Genomic DNA, 20,946 nt, shown 5'->3' with positions numbered 1-20,946 from the left:
ATGACGCGAGCACGGCGTGACAGCGGGGGACGGCCCAAGCGCCCGACGATGGTCGACGTCGCGCGCGAGGCCGGCGTGGCCCTGCGCACCGTCTCACGGGTGGTCAACAACGACCCCACGGTGGGCCCGGAGTACGTCGTCAAGGTCGAGGCGGCGATCGCCGCGCTGAACTACCGCCCCGACGAACGCGCCCGGCAACTGCGCACCGGCGTCACCGGAACGATCGGCGCCGCCGTCCGCCGGATCGCCGAGGTCAACCCCGCACTGGCCGCCATCGAACGAACGGCCCGGGACGCCGGCCTGACCCTCCTGGCCGCCTCCACCGACTTCGACGAGACCAGGGAGCGCGACATCCTGATCTCCATGTGCCGGCAACGCCTCGACGGCATCATCGTCGAACCCTTCGGCGAGAACCACGCCTACCTCCAGCCCGAGTTGGACGCGGGCGTGCCGCTGGTGGCCATGGACCGCCCGATGAGCGGGATCTCCGTGGACTGCGTCATGTCCGACAACGCCTCCGGCATCGGCATGGCCTTCCACCACCTCCACCAGCACGGCCACCGCCGCATCGCCTACATCGGCGACAGCGAACGCGTCTTCTCCGGCAGGGAGCGCGCCGTGGCGTTCCGAGCGGCTCTGCGGGCCCACGGCGAGGCCGTCGAAGGCCTGGTGCACCCCGGTGAGATCACCGCCGATCGAGTGGCCGCGGCGCTGGACACGGCACTGCGAGGTACGGATCCGGCGACCGCTCTGGTCACCGGCAACATGGACACCACGCTCGCGGTGCTGCGGCACCTCGGGCCGCAGGCGTCCTCCCGGTTGGCCATCGTCGGCTTCGACGAGGTGCCGCTCGCCGATCTGCTGCAGCCCGCCCTCACCGTGATCGCCCAGGAGACCTCCAAGATCGGCCGGACAGCCGTCGAGTTGCTGCGCGCACGCATCGCCGACCCCGGCCGGCCGGTGCAGACCGTAGTGGTGCCGGTCGCCTTGAAGGTCCGCGGCTCCGGCGAGGTCCGGCTCTGAGGTTCAGGGGCTATGACCCCGGGAGATCTCTCGACGAATGCACCAAAGGCTCTGCGATTGGCTCGTGATAACGTTATTTCACGAGCTGGTCCTCGACGCCGCTCTTGGCGCATCCCGCTGATGACGGCGGTGTACGGAGCGCCCCTCGTCCTGTCCAGGCCGGCGTCCCCGTGGCGGTCCGCGGCGCGGTGATCGACGCATCCGAACCTGCCAGGAGCCTCGAAAAGAAGTCGACGGTATGACCACCGCCACGTCACAACTTCCCCACAGTGAGCGGTGGGACGGGCTCTTGCCCAGGTCCGTACTTCACGAACATGCCGGTGTTTGATCATACTGTCCAGGGGCTGTGTTCTCGCGGTCAGCGGCGTGGCGCGTCGCCGGTCCTTCCGCGCCGTACACCAGGGCTGGAGGTGAAGGACGCCGCCCCGGCAGGCCATGGATCGGACGGGGGCGTCGCCACTCCTCGGCCGTTTGCGAAGGACTAAGGAGTACGGCCCTCATGCCACAACAGAACACGGCGTCGTCGGACGCGGGTGCCGAACGGCTGGTCGCCGGTCGCTACCGCTTGCTGTCCGTTCTCGGCGAGGGCGGTATGGGCACCGTGTGGCGCGCCCACGACGAGGTACTGCACCGCGAGGTCGCCGTCAAGGAGGTACGCGCTCCCGTCGGACTGGCCGCAGCGCAGGTCCAGCGGATGTACACCCGCTTGGAGCGGGAGGCCTGGGCAGCGGCGCGTATCAGTGCTCGCGGTGTGGTGACCGTCCACGACGTCGCCACCGACGACGGCCGACCCTGGATCGTCATGGAGCTCGTCCGCGGCCGGTCGCTGGCCGACGCGATCGGCTCCCAGGGTGCCCTCACGCCGCGGGAGGCCGCGCGCATCGGAGCCGAGGTGCTGGCCGCGCTGCGCGCGGCACATGGCGCCGGAGTGCTGCACCGCGACGTGAAACCCGCCAATGTCCTGTTGGCGGACGACGGCAGGGTGGTGCTCACCGACTTCGGCATCGCCACCGTGGAGGGGGATTCCGCGCTGACGATGACCGGCGAGGTCGTCGGCTCCCCCGAGTATCTGGCGCCGGAGCGGGCACTGGGCCAGAACCCCGGCCCCGCGTCGGACCTGTGGTCCCTCGGAGCGTTGCTCTACACGGCCGTCCAGGGCCGTTCGCCCTTCCGTCGGACCACCCCGCTGAGCACTCTGCGCGCCGTCGTCGACGATGAGTTGCCCCCGCCGCACCGGGCCGGACCCCTCGTGTCCGTCATCGAAGGCCTGATGCGCAAGGACCCCGACGATCGGATGTCGGCCGAACAGGCCGAGCAGGAGCTGCGCCTGGCTGGTGCTGACGGCACCTCCGGCGCCGACACGGCCACGCCGCCCGCCCCGCTGCCCGTGGTGGCCACCGAAGTGCTGCCCACCGCCGAGTCCCCGCTCGGGGAGACCGCACCTACCGTCGCGGCCACCAGGGACATGGCGGCGACAGCCGACGCTCCCACGGTGAAGGAACCCGCGGCTTCCGGGGCGCCGCCGAACACTGCCTCCGCTCCCGCCGCACCGGAAGCGGGTACGACGGCCACGGCCGACGTACCCACGGCCGACGTACCCACGGCCGACGTACCCACGGCCGACGTACCCGCTGCCGACGTACCCGCTGCCGACGTACCCACGGCCGGGGTACCCACGGCCGACGTACCCGCGGTCGACACACCCACCGCCACGGTCGGCATACCCACGGCCGCGGCACACCCCGACGCCCCCACCGCCCAGGCACAGCCCCCGCTTCCCGATGCCGTACCCGCGGTCACCGTCGAGACGGCCGCCCCGGCGCCCCGCTCGTCCGTCGACGCCGCCTCCCTGCCCACCGCGGACAGTCCCATCGCCCCCGGTGTCCCCGCTTCTCCCGCCCCGCCACGTCCCGCGCCGGAGGCCGCCTCGGCTTCGGGCATCGCGGAGTCGCCCACCGTATTGGCAGGCCCGGTATCAGGCCCCGTACCCACGGCCGTTCCTGCGGTGCTCGCCTCGCCGGCGACGCTCGAGCTCGATGGCGCCGAAGCGTCCGGTCACGGCCCCACGGGGCGGCGACGGCGCACCGGGTACCTGACCGCGGCGGGAGTGGCCGTGCTCGCGCTGCTCGTCGGCGGCCTGGGCTATGTGCTCGGCGGCGGCGACGGTGAGAGCCACAAGGGCACCAGCTCGCCCACGGGGCAGGCGCAGGCGGCCGCCTCCGGTACGGCGAGCAGCGGGTCGGACCACAGCGCCGGGCAGCCCGTCTCGGTCACCGTGACCGGGGGCGCGACCACGTACGTCGGAGACTGCCCCCCGGCGGACTCGCAGGCTCCCTGGTTCACCGCGACCTTCACGGTGTCCCAGTTGCCCTTCCAGTTCTCGTACCGGTGGGTCTCGACGAACGGGTCCGTGATCGACCCGCAGTGGCGGACGCTGGCGTTCCCGGAAGGCGGCCCCCGCACCCACCAGGAGACGGTGCGGCTGTCGACGTATGCGCAGACCGGAACACTCCGCAGCCGGATGGCCGTGGAGATCCGCTCACCGTTCGAGGCGGTGTCCAACTCGGTGCCGTTCTCGGTGACATGCGCCTCGACGACCGGAGGCTAGGGCCTGTCCGGCGGATCAAGTCGCAGGAAACAGGCGGCGCCTCATCGCCGCAGATGGGCGTGCCAAGCCCCGCGTCTGCGGCATGATCCGCCGGACAGGCCCTCGTCAACCGGACGTCAAGGCCGACGCCGCGCAGCAGAGTCATCCCCGCGCATCAGCCATACTTCAACCAGTACGAGTTGGCCCGATCCCGGGCCGACTCGGACATCACCGGTCAAGTGAGCCCTACTGGACCGGAGTTCTGTGTGAGTGACGTACGGCTCTCACCCTCGTAGCGGATCAACCGCAGGGTGCGGCTTCTTTGCCCGCACCCGAGACTTTCGCAAGGAGTTTCTTGTGTCGTCGGTCATCGTGGGACGTACGGGTCCCTTCGCCGGTCAGAGCGTGGTTCTGGGCAGCGCTCCGCTGCGATTCGGACGTAAGAGCGACAACGACGTGATCATCGTCAGCGTCAGCGCCTCCCGCCTGCACACCGAGATCGTGGTGGAGGACGGTGCGTTCGTCCTCTACGACCGGAGCAAGAACGGCACCTTCGTCAACGACGAGCGCGTCACCCGGCACGTGCTCGCGCCCGGTGACTCCATACGCATCGGCGACGAGACCTTCCTGTTCGAGACGCAGGAGGCCCTGGAGACGGTCATGGACCTCTCCCAGCTCGACCTGCCCCGCGCCAACGCCTCGGCGAACCCGGGCGAGCTGCGGGTCACGGTGAGCGGGGGAGGCCCGGTCGGCCTCGCCTTCGCCCTGCTGCTGGAGAACGCCCTGCCGGGGAAGGCGTCCATCACCGTCTACGACGGCCGGTGGATCAAAAACGGCCCCACCGTGGTCTGGAAGGACGAGACCCAGGGCAACGTCCGCCGCCAGCAGGTCGTCACCGTCCAGAGCCGTCAGTACCTCGCGCTCACCGAGGAGATGCAGTCGGCTCTCTTCGACGCCGGCGGATTCTCCGAGATGTGGCCCCTGGGACCGGACTCCGTGGACGGCCGCCCGCCCCGCAACATCCGGATCGCCTACATCGAGGACAAGCTGCTGGAACTGGCCAACGCCAAGTCCGCGATCCGCCTGGTGCCGAAGCGATTCGATCCGTCGGAGCAGCAGCACCGGCTCTCCCAGGAACACGTCCTGGTGATCAGCGAGGGCGGCCGGTCGCGCACCCGGGAGCACTTCGGGGACCGTTTCGGCGCGGCCGACTCGACGATCTACTCCCTCGACGGGGAGCACCTTCAGGACCTGGTGCTGGGACTGCGGGTCAAGTCCCAGCTCTCGGACCCCATGAGCGTCCTGCTGACGGTGGCGCAGAACCGGTTCCTGCTCAACTCGCTGCGTGGCGAGGGGTTCCTCAACATGAGGCTGACCCGCGAGGAGGCCGGCAACGTGATCGGCATCGACCCGGTCCGGCAGGTCTTCGAGGAATGCGTGGCGGCTCGGCCCTGCCTGATGAGCCGTCACGAGGACAACGAGTTCGTCTGCCCGACCCATGGGACCCTGTTCCTGCCCGCCCTGCTGCGCAGCTCGCCGCTGTGGAAGCAGATCCAGGAGGGCCTGAGGCTGTTCGGCGTCCCCGAGGACGATCTCAGCGCCATCACCTCGTTCCGGCTGGACATGGTGCAGCGCCCCCGGTTCACGGCCCAGCTCAGCCGCCCGACCGCCACGAGCCCGGGAACCTACGGCTTCCTGCTGGGCGACGCGGCCAACGCCATCCACTTCTGGCCCGGTCGCGGCCTCAACAGCGGCCTCGCCTCGGCTGTTTCCCTCTCCCGCTCCCTCAGCCGGGTCTGGCAGGGCCGTCCGCTGCGCGACGCCGACTTCATCCGGCACGAGGCGGCGATGTCCATGCTCCAGTACCGGCACAAGAGCCGGGCCTGGAACGCCATGGTCACCACCGACGAACGAGGCGTGACCCGCGCCATCAAGGACATCATCGCCGACAGCATGGAAGGGGACCGGGTCGTCGCCGAACCTGACGCCGAGCGGTCCGACCTGGACCTCCTGCTGGACCGGATGCGCGGGATCCGCGAGCGCCTCGCCCCGCGCCTCCCCGGAATGCCCAGCGACGAGGAACTGCGCAGCCACCTGTCCACCCTCGCTCCGTCGACCCTGCGCGCCCTGCAGGAGAGCGGCGCCTGGGACACGCTGATCGTCGGCGGCGAGGAGGCCGACATCGACATCTTCTACCAGTCGGACGCCCCGGTCTTCGTCGGCCGCCCCGTCGATCCACGCATCATCGGCCAGGCGGCAGGACCGCGGCAGCCGGGGGCGCTCGACCCGGCGTGATGCGGGCACTCCGCCCCTGAGGCCGAAGGTTCACATTCTGTCCCGCCTTCAGAAGAAGGGGGCCCGGCACAGCCGGGCCCCCTTTCGCGGTCCGGCCGGTGGTCGAGACGGTGGCTGTCCGTCTGTTGGGGCGAGGGAGGGGGAGCGGCCTGATTGGCCGTTCGGGCACGCATACGATCAAGGCATGAACGCGTGGAAAGAGAGCCTGGACGCAGCGGGGATCCGGGAACCGGCGTTGCGACGGGACTACGACGCTCAGCGCCGGCTGGTGTCGCGCTTCCGCCGTACCTCATACCTGGCAGTTCAGCTGCTGCTCCCGCGGCCGATGCTGCCCCATGTGGTCGCGGCGACAGCCGTGATGCACCACGGGGACAACCTTCTGGACACCGGTCCGAAGACGCAGCGAGCGGCAAGGTGGGCGTCTTGGGAACAGCAGGTGCGTCAGGTGCTGGACACGGGAGTGAGCGCTGATCCGCTGCTCCGCACGCTGGCTCACACCATCGCGGCCCACCCGCTGCTTCGAAGGACCGTGGAGGAGTATCTGTCCACCGCGACAGCTGAGCTGGAGTTCACCGGATTCCTCGACGAGGCGGACTACCAGGCCTATGTGGATGCCTATTCACTGCCCGCGTTCATGCTGGTAGGCACCCTGCTGGGGCCGGAGGCCGACGACGGGCCGTATCGGACGGCGTGCCGGACGTTCATCGACGGCAGCCAGCGGACGGATTTCGTCAATGACATCGCCGAGGACCTGCGGGAGGGACGGCTGGGCATCCCGGCGAAGACTCTGGAACGCTTCTCCGTCACGCTGGAAGATCTGGCGGCAGGGCGCGAAGTCCCGGGTGTGCGGGAGCTGGTGGGCCATGAAGTCAGGCAGGCGCGTACGGCGTTGGAGGCGGCCAGGGAGCTGCCCGCCCTGGCTCCGGTTGCCTACCGCCCGCTGATGAGCGCGCTGGTCGAGGTCGAGTTGCTGACCGCGGATGCCGTGCTCGCGCGTGGTGCCAAGTTGCTGCGCGGCTCGGCGAGGCCGCCGCTGGTGGCGGCGCTACGGGTGCTGCTGAGCGCTCGCCGAAGGGTTCGCACAGGGGGCTGACAGCCCGTCCCCTGCCGAAAGGAACGGCTGAGCCGCCACGGGACGTAAGGCCGGGGCTGCCGGGACGCGGCCGGCTCCGTGCGGACCGTCCGAGCCGCGGCGGCCAGGTTCTCCAGGGATGCGCGGGTCTCGGGCCAGGCGCGGGTCTTCAGGCCGTAGTCGGGGTTGACCCACAGTCGCTCGGTGGGAATGGCCTTGAGGCCGGTCCGCGGCAGTTCGGCGGCCTCGTCCGCGCTCGGCACCCGCGGGGAGTGGATGTCGTAGACGCCGGGTCCCGTACTCCGCTCGTGCTGAGGCGGAAGGCTTCCGTCCTGGCATTTCCTGGTGCTGCCGCATTCCGCGGACACGGCGGCGCGACCGCCTTGTGGACCGGTTGCGGAGCCGTCATACCCAGCGCATGGTTTTAAGCACCAATTCGAGCCTCATTTGGAGGGCAACGGGTCATGAGCAAGGCGAAGGCAAAGGCCAAGCAGGTCAAAGGAAAGTTGAAAGAGACCACTGGCGACGCCATGGACGACGAGGGCATGCGTGCCGAGGGCCGTGGAGAGCGGATCGCGGGCAAGGCACAGGAGACCGCGGAAAAGGCGACGGACCGTGTGAAGAAGACCGGCCGGTAGGACTGCTCGCTCCGGCGGCACATCCGACGGGACGCACCGAGCCGAGCGAACGCCGAGTCCGACCATCTCGTCGGTCGGCCCCCGCTGAGGCTCGCCTGCGTGAGCCGATTCGAGGCGGTCGGGACAGCTGCCCGACCGCCTCGGTCTGTCGCACGCCAGGGGGCAGCGGTTGCGGCGCGTTCGAAGGGGCACCCGGCTCTCGGGCGACCACCGCGTCCGGGTCCATCCACGGCCCATGACGACCGCGGTGTCAGGCAGGTCAGGCGGTACGACGATGAAGAGCGACGCGGCACCGCACGGTGAGGTCACCACCAGTCACTCGGTGTTCGGAGCACCCTGCTGGGCGAGTCTGACCACGCGCGATCTGCGGGCGGCCGAGGATTTCTACCACGCCGTACTGGGCTGGGAGTGGCGCACCGGCAGCAGTGCGGTGGGCTACCAGTACCGGGTCGCGAGCGTGCACGGTGTTCCGGTCGCGGGGATCTCGGAGATGAACTTCGGGGCGCGCACGAGCGTCGCGTGGACGTCGTATTTCGCGGTGGCGAGTGCGGACGAGACGGTGTCCCGCAGCCAGGAGCGCGGGGGTACGACGGCGGTGGGGCCGATCTCGTTCCCGCCGGGGCGGGCGGCGCTGCTGGCCGACCGGGACGGAGCGGTGTTCGGCATCTGGGAGGGCGAGCTGGTGGCCGGCTGGGAGGAGTGGCGCCGCGCGGCACCGGTCTTCGTACGGCTGCACACCCGCGACGCCTTCGACGCCGCCATCTTCTACGCGGAGGTCCTGGAGTGGGCCTCCTCGGCCCCCGGGTCCTGCGAGGTCCACTACGAGGACAACGAGGTCGTACTGCGCAGCCGGGGCGACGTCGTGGCCCGTATCCACTCCGGCGCCGTCGGGGCGGCGCCCGACCCGACGATCCGGCCGCACTGGCAGATCCATTTCACCGTCGACGACGTGGAGGCCGCCGCCCGGGCCACGCACGCCCACGGCGGCGTGCGTGCTCCTTTTGTCGAGAAGGTCGAGCAGCACCTTGGTATCGGTGACGAGCGCTACGGGCGAGGCCCGCCCCGCCGCGCGCCCCGGCGGAGGCGGGCTCGTCGGTCGGGGCCGGGCCGGGGCGGGCGGTGTGCGGTGTCGGGGCGCGAGCGCATCCCGCCGCCGGATTCAGCTGCCGGGCGTGAGCCCGAGGGTGTCGAGCACCGCGTACACCCCGAGGAACAGGATCGCCGCGCTGCTCAGCACGAGGGCGGCGGTCAGCCAGGGGTTGGCGCGGAAGCGGGGCGGGACGCCGGTGTAGCGCAGGCGCCAGACCGCGACCACGACCGCCAGCAGGAAGATGCCACCGCCGATGCCGCCGATCTGCACCATCAGGACCGGGGACTGGACCCACAGGAAGATGCACATCCACACCGGGGGGAGGCAGCAGGTGAGGATGCGGATGGTGCGAGTGCGCGAGCGCATGTCGTGCCAGTTGATCACTCCGAGCAGACCGAGGGTGTTGGTCCACAGACGGGGGACGCTGGCCGACGAGGCGACGGTGACCGAGAAGAGGACGGAGATCGCGCCGGCCAGGAACAGGTACTTGGCCCAGGGGCCGAGCGTGTCGGTGTAGCTGTGCGACAGCGTGGTGATCATGTCGTTGCCCGCGGGCACCAGGCCCTGCGGGTGGAGCACCGAGGCGCCGATCACGTAGAAGGACAGGGTGCAGACGGTGCACACGATCCAGGAGACGCCCACGTCGAGCCGCATGACCTTGAGCCAGCCCTCGGCCCGCCGGGCGCGCTGCTCGGTGCCGTCGTCGGGGCCGGTCCAGCGGGCGTAGCCCTTCTCGAGACACCAGTACGTGTACGTCGTCATCTCGTCGGCGCCGACGCCGGTGATGCCGAACATGGCGAGTGCGATGCCGACCGTGCCCGCGGGGATCTGGAAGCTCAGTCCGTCGGCGAGCTGGTCGGTGCCGTACCCGAAGGCGGTGAACGGCAGGGCGAGTGCCAGGCCGAAGGTGATGACCGTCTTGAGCGTGATGCCGACGACCTCGACCCGCTCGATGATGTGGTACTTGCCCGTCTGCAGGATGAGGATGGCGCTGCCGGTGACCATGAGGGCCCAGATGGTCAGGGAGGACGTGCTCAGCGCCGCCCCGTGGATCGGCAGCAGGATCGAGCAGGCCGCCGCGGTGCCGCCGATGATGCCGCCGCGCTGGAACATCTTGGCGAAGTCCATGCCGATCCAGAGCCAGTTGATCCAGCTCAGCCGGCCGATCCGGGGGCCGACGTCACGGAAGCCGTCGAGCGCCGGGCGGCCGTTGAGGATGGTCCAGCGGGCCAGCTCCATCTGTACCCACACCTTGACCGCGGTCGAGATGATCACCAGCCACAGCAGCGCGAATCCCGCCTTCGCGCCGAGGGAGGTGGTGGTGATCAGTTCACCGGAGCCGACGACGGCGGCGGACAGCACGAGCCCGGGGCCGAGCTGGCGCGTCCGGCCGCGGAAGGTCTCGGGGGCCGGGCGGGCGTCTTCGGCGCGCAGCGCGTACGGGTCGGTCTGCGCGGGGGGCGGCGCCGCCGTGGCGCCGTCGGTCGTGGTGGCCATATCAGGTCCTTAGGGATCTTCCGGCGTCGTCGCCGGTATCCGGAACGGGGACAGGGTGGTGCCGTGGTGCCTTGTGCCGTGGTGTCTCAACGCGCCTGGTGGTGCGGCTCCTTGCCGGCCAGTACGCGGACGACGTCCTCGGCCACCATCGCGCCCATGGCCTGGTTGGCCTCGGGCGTGCAGGCGGCCATGTGGGAGGTGAGAAGCGTGCGCGGGGCCTCGCGCAGGGGGTGCTCGGCGGGCAGCGGCTCGGTGCTGAACGCGTCGAGGGCCGCGGCCCCGAGGTGCCCGGAGCCGAGCAGGTCGGCGAGCGCGTGTTCGTCGACGAGGCCGCCACGCGCGGCGTTGACCAGGATCGCGCCCGGCTTCATCGCCGCCAGGCGGGCGCGGTCGAGCAGCGGGGTGCCGGACGGGTCGGGCGGGGTGTGCAGACTGACGGCATCGGCGCGCGCCAACAGGGCGTCGAGCGTGGCCGGTTCGGCGCCCTGCGCGCGGACGTCGGCATCGGAGACGTACGGATCGTGGGCGAGCGGCTCCATCCCGAAGGCGCGGGCGTAACCGGCCAGCAGGCGGCCGATGCGGCCGAAGCCGACGATGCCCAGCGTCTTGCCGTGCAGTTCGGGGCCGAACAACTTCGGCCAGCCGCCCGCCGCTACGGCGGTGTGCGAGGCGGCCAGGGAGCGGGTGGCGGACAGCAGCAGGCCGAAGGTGTACTCCGCCACCGCGCGGGAGTTGCTGCCCGGCGCGCACACCACCGGTATCGCGCGCGCGTGGGCGGCGGCCACGTCGATGGTGTCGACGCCCACGCCGTGCTTGGCGATCACCTTGAGGCGGGGTGCGGCGTCCATCACCTCGGCGGTGATCGGGTCCATGCCGACGATCAACGCGTCCGCTTCCGCTACGTACTTGAGGAGTTCGGCGGTGGGCAGCGCCGCGTCCTCACGGGGGCGCAGGGGACCCGCTCCGGCCTCCTCCAGGATCTGCCAGGGGCGCACCGAATGCCGGGCGAAGGTGGGTGTCGTGATGAGCGTGGTCGGCATCAGCGCGCCCCGCCGCGTGCCGCCTGAAGGTGGGACGTCGCTATCTGCTGCAGGTGTACGACGTCGGCCGCGACCGACGCGAACGTGAAGCCCTCGGCGAGGCGACGGGCCGCGCTCGCGCCGTCGGCGTTGTGGATGCCGGCCGCGATGCCCGCGGCCTCGGCCGCCTTGCGGATACGGGTGAGGGCCTGCTCGAAATCGTCCTGTACGGAAGGGTCGGTGGAGGTCGCGCCTCCGATGGCCAGACGCAGGTCGGACGGGCCGACGTAGATGCCGTCCAGGCCGGGGGTCGCGCAGATCTCCTCGACGTCGGCCAGGCCGTCGGCGGTCTCGATCATCGCGAGGACGGCGGTCTGTTCGTGGGTGTCGGCCGGGTTCGGGCCGATGCGCAGCTGGGCGCGCATCGGGCCGTACGAGCGGCGGCCCAGCGGGGGGTAGCGGACGGCGGCGACGGCGTCGGCGGCGTCCTGGGCGTTGTCGATCAGCGGGACGATCACGGCGGTCGCACCCGCGTCGAGCGCTTTGCCGATGTAGGTGAGGTCGTTGGCCTCCACGCGCACCATGCCGACGGCGGTGCTGCCCAAGGTGTCGGTGGCGAGGAGGTTGTTCAGCATGCCCTGGTAGCCGAAGAGGCCGTGCTGGGCGTCGAAGGCCAGGTAGTCGTAGCCGACGCGGGCGAGGCGCTCGGCGGCGATCGGGGAGTCGAGCAACGACCAGTAGCCGATGAGCTGCTCGCGATTGCGCAGTGCGGCGGTGAACTCGGCAGAGGTGCGGCCGGTGGCCATGGGTGTCTCCGTTACGGGGGTGAGGGCGGGAGGTCAGCGGTTGTAGGCGGGCATCGGGCCGCGCAGGCGGGCGCCGACGTCGTCGCAGGCGGCCAGGACGTCCGCGGGCAGCGGGCCCGCGGACGCGGCGGCGATGTTGGCCTTCAGGTGCTCGACCTTGGAGCCGCCGAGCAGCAGCGCGTCGGTGGAGGGCCGCGACAGCAGCCAGCGCAGGGCCAGATCGGTCAGCGACAGCCCCGCTTCGGAGGCGATGCGGGTGAGGTCGGTGACGGCTCGGAACAGGTCCTCGTTCCAGTACCGTTCGCGGTACATCTCGGCCAGCTTGGAGTCGCCGAAGCGCCCGTTGTCCGGGGCCTGTTCGAAACGGTGGCGGCCGGTGAGCAGGCCGCCGCCGAGCGGGTTGTAGACCATCGTGCGCAGCCCGGTGACGGCGGCGTACTCGACGTACTCCTCCTCGATGCGCCGCGCGAGCAGATTGTGGAGCTGCTGGGCGACGACGGGGCGGGGGGCGCCGACCTCGTCGGCCACGCGGTTCAGCTCGGCGATCTGCCACGCGGCGAAGTTGGAGACGCCGAGGGCGAGGACCTTGCCCGCCCGTACGAATTCGGCGACGGTCGCGAGGGTCTCGGTGAGCGGTGTCCCGCGGTCCGGCTGGTGCAGGTAGAAGAGGTCGACGTGGTCGGTGCCCAGGCGCCCCAGGCTCCCGTCGAGCGCGGCGCGCAGGCCCTCGGCGGAGAGCGGCGCGTGCTCGCCCTGGTCGGGGTGCGGGATGCCGGCCTTGGTGGCGAGAACCACCCGGTCGCGGCGGCCGGGCAGCAGCTCGGCGAGGATGCGCTCGCTCTCGCCGCCCGCGTAGCCGTTGGCGGTGTCCACGCCGGTGATGCCCGCATCGAGCGCGGCATCCAGCATCGCGGCGGCCGTCGCGCGGTCGGCGGTGTCACCGAAGGTCATCGTGCCGAGGACGAGACGGGACAACGGGACGGGGACGTGCGGGAGTTCTGGGCCGACGGTCACGGCGGGTTCCTTCCGAGGCGGGTGGTGCCAGTGGTGCGGGTGTTGCGGTCTCGTGCTGGTGCGCGGCTTCCTGCGTGATGTGCGCATCGCGGGTGGTGGCGTGCGGCTACGCGGCCTCGGCCGGTCGCCGCGGTGGTTCCCGGCGATGCGGTGCGCCGCGGCCGAGTGCGACGCGAAGTGCTGTGTGAGCCGGTACGCGTCGCGTCCACCAGGGCGACGCGTACCGCGGTGACGGTCGTCGGCGCCACAGGAACGCTCGCACGACTGCGTAATTCACGCAAGAGGCCTCGCGCACTTCACGCAACTTGTGCCATCATTCTCACCGGGCCGCCCACCGCCGGGCACGCCCAAGGAGGTTCGATCCCGTGGCTTCCCCGCCCCCGCCCCCACTCCCGTGGGTCTCGCCGTCCGTACCGCCGCACGTCGTCGCGCTCGCGGACGACCTGTCCGGCGCGGCCGAGACCGCCTGCGCGCTCGGTGGCCCGGTCCGGCTGTCGCTCGACGCCGCCGACGTGGCCGAGATCGCTGCCACGCACGACCTCGTCGTGGACCTGGACACCCGTCATCTGGAGTCCGCCGAAGCGGCGTACGCCGTACGGACGGCGCTGCGCGCCGCGCAGGCCGGCCCGCCTCGCCTGCTGTACAAAAAGGTCGACTCACAGCTGCGCGGCCACCTCGCCGCGGAGGCCGCCGTCTACGCCGAGGAGGCCGAGGCCGTTGTCATCGCCCCCGCGCTGCCCGCGGCCCGGCGCACCGTGACCGGCGGCGTGGTGCACGTGAACGGCGTTCCGCTGCACCGCACGGACGGCTGGCGCGCGGAACGCGCGTCCGCGCCCCGCTCGCTGCCCGAGGCGCTGTCCTGTCTGCCGGTCCGTACGGTCCCCCTCGATGTCGTACGGTCCGACCCCGCCGAACTCGACGCGGAGTTCCGGCGGATCGCCGCGTCCGGCGCGCACCCCGCTCCGGACGCCGAGACCGACGCCGACCTGGACGCGGTGGCCGCGGCGGCGCTGCGGCTCGGCCCCGGATTCCGGCTCCTGGGCAGCGGTGGTCTGGCGGCCGCACTCGGGCGCGCACTGGTACGTCCCGCCGCCGCATCCCCACCCGCGCCCGCCCAGGACGGCACCCCGTTGCTGTTCGTCGTGGGGACCGCCGAACCCGGCGCTGTTGCGCAGATCGCGCACCTCACCGCGCTCGGCGCGCACCATGTGTCACTGGATCCGACCGACTTGGCGGCGGGCACGGTCCGCCCGCCGCGCGGTGCCGCCGCTCCCGCCCTGACTGTGTTGTCCATCGACGGTTCGGCAGGCCCGCGCCCCGGCATGGGGCGGACCCTCAGCACCGCTCTGGGTGCGCTCGCCGCCGCTCACCCGGGCCGCGCCGATCTCGTCCTGACCGGCGGCGAGACCGCCCGCACCACCCTGGACGCCCTGGGCATAACGGAGTTGGAACCGCTCGGCGAGATCCACCACGGCGCCGTCCACTCCCGCACCCTCGACGGCCGCCGCGTCGTCACCCGCCCCGGCAGCTATGGCGCCGAGGACTCGCTCCTGCGCATCGCCGTCGCGCTACGGCCGCGCCTGGCCGCGTCCACGGCAGCCATCTGAACCTGTCACCGTAAGCCCCCCCCGCCTAGGAGTTGTTCTCATGAGCACCGCCCTCCCCCTCATCGCCGTCACCATGGGCGACGGTGCCGGCATCGGCCCGGAGGTCGTCGTCGCGGCCCTGCTGGACGACGCCGTCCTGACCCAGTGCCGCCCCGTCGTCATCGGTGACGCGCAGCGGCTGCGCGAGGCCGCCCGCATCCTCGGCCTGGACTGCGAGATCGCCGCCGTCGAGCACCCGCGCGACGCCGAGTTCACACCCGGCCGCGTCAACGTCGTCGATCTCGGCCTGCTCCCCGCCGACCTGCCCTGGGGCAAGCTGTCGCCGGTCGCGGGCGACGCCGCGTACATGTACATCAAGCGTGCCGCCGAACTCGCCGTGGCGGGCGACGTGCACGCCATCTGCACCGCACCTCTCAACAAGGAGGCCCTGCACGCCGCCGGCCACATCTACCCCGGCCACACCGAACTCCTCGCGCACCTGACCGGGACCGAAGAGGTCTCGATGATGCTCTCCACCGAGAAGGTGAAGGTCATCCACGTCACCACGCACATCGGCCTGATCGACGCCGTCAACCGCATCGAGCCGGGCCTCGTCGAGCGCACCGTGCGCCGCGGCCACGAGGCGATGGTCCGCGCCGGCGTCCCGAACCCCGTCATCGGTGTCTGCGGCATCAACCCGCACGCGGGCGAGAACGGCCTGTTCGGCTACGGCGAGGAAGAGGAGAAGATCGTCCCGGCCCTGGAGAAGCTGCGCGCCGAAGGCGTCGACGCCCGGGGACCGCTCCCCGCCGACACCGCGTTCTTCCTCGCTTCCCGCGGCGACTACGACCTGATCGTGGCGATGTACCACGACCAGGGCCACGGCCCGGTCAAGGTCCTGGGCATCGAGGCGGGTGTCAACCTCACCGTAGGACTGCCCGTCATCCGCACCTCGGTCGACCACGGCACCGCGTTCGACATCGCAGGAACGGGCACGGCGGAGGCCGGTAGCATGGTCGAGGCGCTGCGCCAGGCGGCCGGGATGGCCGCGCTGCCGGCCGTCCCGATGGCCTGAACCGCCGTCCCCTGCACCGCCGTTACCGCCGCACCGTAGAGGACTCCGTAGATGCCGCCGACCACCTCCCAGGCACGACGCGACCGCATCGTCCACCTCGCCACCACCACCGGCCTCGCCAGCGTCGAGGAACTCTCGCAGCTCTTCGACGTCACCCCCTCGACCATCCGCCGCGACCTCGCCCGTCTCACCACGGAGGGCCGCCTCGCGCGCACCTACGGCGGCGCGATGGCGCTGTCCGCGCACCCCGAGGCGTCGCTGCGGCAGCGCACGGGCGAGGCGTACGAGGAGAAGCGGGCCATCGCGCAGTGGGCGGCGCGGCAGGTCGAACCGGGCGAGACGCTGCTCCTCGACGCCGGTACGACGGTCGGTGCGCTGGCCCATGAGCTGCGCGGCGCGAAGGAGTTGACGATCGCGACGACGGGCCTGACCGCGCTGCACGCCCTGGCGGACGCGGAGGGCGTGCACGTCGAGTGCCTCGGTGGCACGCTCCGCCCGCTCAGCCAGGGCTTCGTCGGCCCCCTCACGGAGGCCGCGCTCGAGCGCATGTCCTTCGACCGGGTCTTCCTCGGCGCCGACGGAGTCACGGTCGACCGGGGCATCTGCGAGGCGGACCTGCGCCAGACCCGCCTCAAGGAGCTGATGTCACGCCGCGCCGACCGGGTCTACGTGCTGGCCCACGGCGCCAAGTTGGGGCGCGCGCCGTTCCACGCGTGGGCGACGCTCAGGGAGGAGTGGACCCTGGTCACGGACACATCGGCACCCGATGCGCAGATCCGTGCCTTCGAGGCCCGCGGAGTGCGTGTCGAGATCGCCCCGCCCGCGGGGACCTGACGCATCCGGCGGGGATTCCCGTGGCCCGGGCAACCCCAACGGGTCAGCACCGATCGCGGACGCGGAGCCCGGCGCGGAGCATGAGAGGGGCCCGCAGACCGGGTCTTCGGACCGGCAGGAAGAGGACGAGCTCCATGAGCAGACGCACCCACGGTGGCCCGGCACGGGCCGGCCGCAGCCGCGCGACGGCTGTTCTCCTGGCCGCCCTGGCCTGCGCCGGCGCGCTCGTCTCCTGCAGCACGAACAGCGGCGGTGACAGCGGCGCCGCCTCCGTCACCCCACGCGCCACCCCGCCGGACACCTCGTCGTTCAGTGGCACACCGCCGTCCGCCCTGGCCTCGGCCGCCTCCTCGATCATCGGCTCCGCCCGGGCCTCGGCCTCGGCGGCGGCCTCCTCGCTGTCCGCCGCGGCCTCGGAGTTCGAGGCGTCCGTCTCGGCCGACACGGCCCGCGCGAGCGCGCAGGCACAGGCGGAGCTGAAGAAGGTACAGGGCTCCGGGAACGCGCGGTCCGACGTCGCCATGACCGGCATGCCCAGGGCGAAGACGGGTGGCCTGCTCGCCGTGCTCGTCAACATCACGAACAACACGGACCGCACGGCCTCGTACGCCGTCCAGATCGACTTCAAGAACGCCGACGGCAAGGTCGTGGAGACCAGGTACGTGGGGGCGGAGAACCTCAAGCCGGGGCAGCGCGCCCAGCCCGTCGCCATCAGCAGACAGCCCACCCAACCCCAGCTGACCCCGGTCCTGGCGAAGGCCCAGCGGTACTGACCGGGGCGCCCGACGAGCGAGAACGACGTCGGGCGCCCCCTGTCCTTTTGGCGGAGTGTCAGTCCTCCCGGACGAGGTGCACCGCCGTGCTGGACCAGTCACCCGCCGGCAGGTCGAGGTCGAGGCCGTACTCGCCGAGCACCGTGGAGTGGTGCACGACGCCGGTGCGGGCGTCGCGGTAGCGGCCCCCGGGGGTCAGACCGCGCGGCCGGACCGGCAGCCTCGGTGCGCCGTGCCGGGAGACGCGCCGGTAGGCGAGCAGCAGGGTCTCCGAGGCGTCCGGGGCGGTGTACTGCACCACGCAGACCGAGTCCTCGGCGGGCGGCGACAGCCGGTCCAGTCTGCCGTGCTGGACGAGATGGCGGACGTTCTTGTACGCGGTGACCAGGTCGGCGCCCTCCCGCAGTTCCTCCTCGGACCAGCGGGCGAGATCCCCCCCGATGCCGAGCGCCCCGGCCATCGCGACGTGGAAGCGGAAGCGCAGCGGGACCGTACGGCCGGTGAGCTGGTTGGGTACGTCGGTCACCCAGGCGCCCATCGTGCGGGCGGGGTAGATCTGGCCGTAGCCCCGCTGGATCCCCATCCGGTCGGCGGCGTCGGTGTTGTCCGACGCCCACGCCTGGTCCGTACGGGAGAGAATGCCCAGGTCGACCCGGCCGCCGCCACCGCTGCACGTCTCGATCCGCAGCGCCGGATGGTCCGCGCGCAGACGGTCGAGGACGTCGTAGAGATTGCGCACGTACTCGGGGCCGAGGCGGTCGGCGCCGTCCTCCCGGTCGGGCCAGCCGGCCTCGCTGAACGCGCGGTTCATGTCCCATTTGAGGAAGTCGATGCCGTGCTCGCCGACGAGCCGGGTCAGCCAGCCGTAGGCCCAGTCCGCGACCTCACGGCGGGCGAAGTTGAGGACCAGCTGGTTGCGCAGCTCGGAGCGGGGGCGGCCGGGGAAGTGCAGCACCCAGTCGGGGTGCTCGCGGTACAGGTCGCTGTCGGGGTTCACCATCTCGGGCTCCACCCAGAGTCCGAAGCGCATCCCGAGCCCGTGCACCGCGCGGACCAGCGGGGCGAGCCCTTCGGGGAAGCGGTCGGGCGCCGGGGTCCAGTCACCGAGACCCGCCCGGTCGCTGCGGCGCGCCCCGAACCAGCCGTCGTCGACGACGTAGAGCTCCACTCCGAGCGCCGCCGCGCGCTCGGCGAGCGCCTTCTGCCCGACCTCGTCGACATCGAACCCGGTCGCCTCCCAGGAGTTGTAGAGCACCGGGGCGAGCTCGTCGGGATGGGGCAGGACATGGGCCAGGACGTACGCGTGCCAGGCACGACTGGCCGCGCCGAAGCCGCCGTCGGTGCACAGGCCCACGAACGGGGGAGTGGCGCACTCCTCGCCCGGCGCGAGCGGCACGGTCGTACCGTCCTGACCGGGGCCGCCGGTGAATCCGGCCCGTCCGTCGGGGGTGCGCTGCACGGTGACACGCCAGCTCCCGCTCCAGGCGAGGGCCGCGCTCCACACCCGGCCGTGGTCCTCCGTCGCCTCACCCGCGTCGAGCATCAGCCACGGGTTCGCGTGGTGGCTGGTGATCCCGCGCCGGCTGGTCAGCACGGTTTCGCCGTACGGCAGCGGGTCGCGGCGCAGCTGGCTCTCGGCGGACCACTGGCCCGTGACATGGCTGAGGCGGTAGTCGCGCAGCGCCGGCAGGGTCCAGGCGGCCGAGTCGGCGCGCAGCAGGGTGACCGGTTCCTCGCCCGCGTTGCGGACGACGGTCCAGCGCTCGATGACGTCCGTGTCCTCGTGCACCCGGTAGTGGAGCGCCACTTCCAAGGGGTAGCGGCGGTCGCGGAAGGACAGCGTCAGCTCGCCCGCCTCGACGTGGTGGCCGGTCGGCTGCCACTCGAACGCGCGGGAGCCGTCGGCGAACCGGACCTGCAGGGACGCCGGCCCGTAGCGCGTACCGCCGTCGACGGGGAGCTCCTCCCCGACGGGCGGCCTGCCCTCGAAGCTGCTGGCCTCGGGCGCGGGCGGGACGGCGAGTTCCCCGGCCTCCGCCGGCGTCAGTCGTGGACCCCACGCGACATGGCAGGGCGCTCCGGTCTCGTCGATCCGCAGCGCGTACGAGGTGCGCGGTGTGGACAGCAGCCAGACCCCGGTGTCCGGGGCGAAGGAGATCGGAGACATGAATCCTCGCGTTCGGGTGGTGCTCACGTACGAGACAAGGAAAAGCCAACCCCGACCTTGGATCACGTGTCAATGGCTGCCCGCATACTGGATTTCCTAGGTCACAGGTACCTCCTGGGACATCCTCAAGAGAATCCTGTTTCTTTCATTGACAGCAGAAAATAAGGGCCTTAGGTTCCGGCCATGCGTTCGACCTCCCTCACCGAGGCGTTCCCGGCCCACACGCCGGCCGCTTCCCAGATCTTCACCACCGTGCTGTCCCACGGCCCGCTCACGCGGTCGGAGATAGCGGGGCGGACCCAGCTGTCGGCGGCGGCGGTCACCAAGGCGGTCCGGCCGCTGATCGAGGCCGGCTACCTCGTGGAGGACATCGCCGACGACGCACGGCATCCCGTCCTCGGGCGGCCCGCCAACCCGGTGCGGGTCGACGGCGGGCGAGCCCTGTTCCTGGGGATCAAGGTGACGGGCGACGAGCTCATCGCCGTACTCACCGACCTGTGCTGCCGCATTCGGGTCGCCCGGCGCGTTCCGCTCACCTCCCACGAGCCCAAGGCGGTACTGACCTCCACCGCGGAGGTCGTACAGGAGCTGCTGACCGAGGCGGACGGCTTCGGGGTGCAGGTCCGGGGGCTCGGCATCGCCGTCTCCGGTGATGTGGACCGGGCGGCCGGGGTGGTGCGCTACTCGCCGTTCCTGGAGTGGCGCGACGTTCCCTTCGCGGAACTGGCCGCCACCACCACCGGTCTGCCGGTCACTCTCGACAACGACGTACGGGCACTGACGGTGGCCGAGCAGTGGTTCGGGGCCGGCGTGGGGCTGTCCGACTTCGCGGTGGTGACCGTCGGCGCGGGCATCGGCTGCGGCCTGGTGGTGCACGGACAGGTGGTGGCGGGAGCGCACGGCGTGGCCGGTGAGATCGGGCACGTGGCGATCGACCCGGCCGGTCCCCGCTGCCACTGCGGCAACCGCGGCTGCGTCGAGGCGATCGCCTCGGACCCCGCGATCGTCGCCCAGGTCCGGGAGGTCACCGGCGCGAGCGTCGCCGACGCCACCGCGGCCCTGGCCCTCGCGCATGACGGCGACCCCGGTGCCCGGGAGGTGTACGCGAGGGCGGGGGCGGCGATCGGTCGGGGCATCGCGACCGTGGCCAACCTCCTCGGCCCCGAGCGCGTGATCATCTCCGGCGAGGGCCTGGCCGCCTACGACCTGTTCGCCGAGCAGATCCGTGACGCGTTCGCCGCGGCAGCCTTCGGCTCGGCCGCGCACTGCGACCTACAGACCCGCCCGCTGCCCTTCGAGGAGTGGGCGCGCGGGGCGGCGGCCACCGCGATCCAGTCCTTCACCACCTCGGACGCGCGCTGAAGATCGGACCCGCTCCACCCGTCGGACCCGCACCGCCCGTCGGACCCGCACCGCCCATCAGAGCCACCACACCGCTCATCAGAACCGCACCCCCCATCAGAGCCACCG

14 protein-coding genes and 3 pseudogenes are annotated in these 20,946 nt (G+C 71.7%); 11 read left to right on the top strand and 6 right to left on the bottom strand.

What is annotated here, in order from left to right:
- From OG568_RS03740 to OG568_RS03725, 4 genes and pseudogenes are all read left to right on the top strand, one after another.
- Positions 1-1,023, top strand: a complete 1,023-nt coding sequence (locus OG568_RS03740; protein ID WP_329530253.1) for a LacI family DNA-binding transcriptional regulator — start codon at positions 1-3, stop codon at positions 1,021-1,023.
- Between the two features lie 499 nt (positions 1,024-1,522).
- Positions 1,523-2,584: pseudogene (locus OG568_RS03735) on the top strand (protein kinase domain-containing protein); the annotation flags it as partial.
- 1,383 nt (positions 2,585-3,967) lie between these two features.
- Positions 3,968-5,905, top strand: a complete 1,938-nt coding sequence (locus tag OG568_RS03730; protein ID WP_266589412.1) for an FHA domain-containing protein — start codon at positions 3,968-3,970, stop codon at positions 5,903-5,905.
- A 184-nt stretch (positions 5,906-6,089) separates the two neighbouring features.
- A complete protein-coding gene (locus tag OG568_RS03725; RefSeq protein WP_329530252.1) occupies positions 6,090-6,998 on the top strand; it encodes a squalene/phytoene synthase family protein in 909 nt (302 codons plus the stop codon).
- Positions 6,999-7,060: 62 nt separating this feature from the next.
- Here the strand turns inward: OG568_RS03725 and OG568_RS03720 are convergent.
- Positions 7,061-7,288: pseudogene (locus tag OG568_RS03720) on the bottom strand (hypothetical protein); the annotation flags it as partial.
- A 153-nt stretch (positions 7,289-7,441) separates the two neighbouring features.
- On the opposite strand from OG568_RS03720, the gene OG568_RS03715 reads away from it, so the two are divergent.
- Together OG568_RS03715 and OG568_RS03710 are read left to right on the top strand one after the other, a co-directional pair.
- Positions 7,442-7,615 (top strand): CsbD family protein, encoded by a 174-nt coding sequence (locus OG568_RS03715; protein WP_266589415.1) that lies wholly within the window; start codon positions 7,442-7,444, stop codon positions 7,613-7,615.
- Between the two features lie 274 nt (positions 7,616-7,889).
- Positions 7,890-8,603, top strand: a pseudogene (locus tag OG568_RS03710) (VOC family protein); the annotation flags it as partial.
- A gap of 171 nt (positions 8,604-8,774) precedes the next feature.
- Here the strand turns inward: OG568_RS03710 and OG568_RS03705 are convergent.
- The 4 genes from OG568_RS03705 to OG568_RS03690 form a co-directional block, all read right to left on the bottom strand.
- Positions 8,775-10,202, bottom strand: a complete 1,428-nt coding sequence (locus tag OG568_RS03705; RefSeq protein ID WP_329530251.1) for an Nramp family divalent metal transporter — start codon at positions 10,200-10,202, stop codon at positions 8,775-8,777.
- A gap of 86 nt (positions 10,203-10,288) precedes the next feature.
- The gene (locus tag OG568_RS03700; protein WP_329530250.1) at positions 10,289-11,242 is read right to left on the bottom strand and encodes a phosphoglycerate dehydrogenase; all 954 of its coding nucleotides are present in this window, start codon (positions 11,240-11,242) and stop codon (positions 10,289-10,291) included.
- Positions 11,242-12,027 carry an HpcH/HpaI aldolase family protein gene (locus OG568_RS03695; RefSeq protein ID WP_329530249.1) on the bottom strand — a complete coding sequence of 262 codons (786 nt, stop codon included), beginning with the start codon at positions 12,025-12,027 and terminating at the stop codon, positions 11,242-11,244. Before OG568_RS03695 ends, OG568_RS03700 begins: the two co-directional genes overlap by 1 nt.
- A 33-nt stretch (positions 12,028-12,060) precedes the next feature.
- A complete protein-coding gene (locus tag OG568_RS03690; RefSeq protein ID WP_329530248.1) occupies positions 12,061-13,041 on the bottom strand; it encodes an aldo/keto reductase in 981 nt (326 codons plus the stop codon).
- Between the two features lie 365 nt (positions 13,042-13,406).
- On the opposite strand from OG568_RS03690, the gene OG568_RS03685 reads away from it, so the two are divergent.
- The 4 genes from OG568_RS03685 (at position 13,407) to OG568_RS03670 (ending at position 17,309) form a co-directional block, all read left to right on the top strand.
- Entirely contained in the window at positions 13,407-14,648 is a 1,242-nt protein-coding gene (locus OG568_RS03685; protein ID WP_329530247.1) for a four-carbon acid sugar kinase family protein, read from the top strand.
- A gap of 40 nt (positions 14,649-14,688) precedes the next feature.
- A complete protein-coding gene (gene pdxA / locus OG568_RS03680) occupies positions 14,689-15,702 on the top strand; it encodes a 4-hydroxythreonine-4-phosphate dehydrogenase PdxA (protein ID WP_329530246.1) in 1,014 nt (337 codons plus the stop codon).
- A gap of 51 nt (positions 15,703-15,753) precedes the next feature.
- Complete coding sequence (locus tag OG568_RS03675) at positions 15,754-16,536, top strand: DeoR/GlpR family DNA-binding transcription regulator (protein ID WP_266424768.1); 783 nt, start codon at positions 15,754-15,756, stop codon at positions 16,534-16,536.
- A 134-nt stretch (positions 16,537-16,670) separates the two neighbouring features.
- Positions 16,671-17,309, top strand: a complete 639-nt coding sequence (locus OG568_RS03670; protein WP_329530245.1) for an FxLYD domain-containing protein — start codon at positions 16,671-16,673, stop codon at positions 17,307-17,309.
- Between the two features lie 58 nt (positions 17,310-17,367).
- Here the strand turns inward: OG568_RS03670 and OG568_RS03665 are convergent, their stop codons facing one another.
- The gene (locus OG568_RS03665; protein WP_329530244.1) at positions 17,368-19,476 is read right to left on the bottom strand and encodes an alpha-galactosidase; all 2,109 of its coding nucleotides are present in this window, start codon (positions 19,474-19,476) and stop codon (positions 17,368-17,370) included.
- 183 nt (positions 19,477-19,659) lie between these two features.
- Here OG568_RS03665 and OG568_RS03660 point away from each other — a divergent pair, with 183 nt between their 5' ends.
- A complete protein-coding gene (locus OG568_RS03660) occupies positions 19,660-20,838 on the top strand; it encodes an ROK family transcriptional regulator (protein WP_329530243.1) in 1,179 nt (392 codons plus the stop codon).
- Positions 20,839-20,946: the final 108 nt, after the last annotated feature.

Origin of the sequence: Streptomyces sp. NBC_01450 (assembly GCF_036227505.1) — a bacterium.
Lineage (GTDB): Bacteria > Actinomycetota > Actinomycetes > Streptomycetales > Streptomycetaceae > Streptomyces.
Note: the sequence above shows the minus strand (reverse complement) of the source record. Positions and strands in the feature narration are given on the sequence as shown.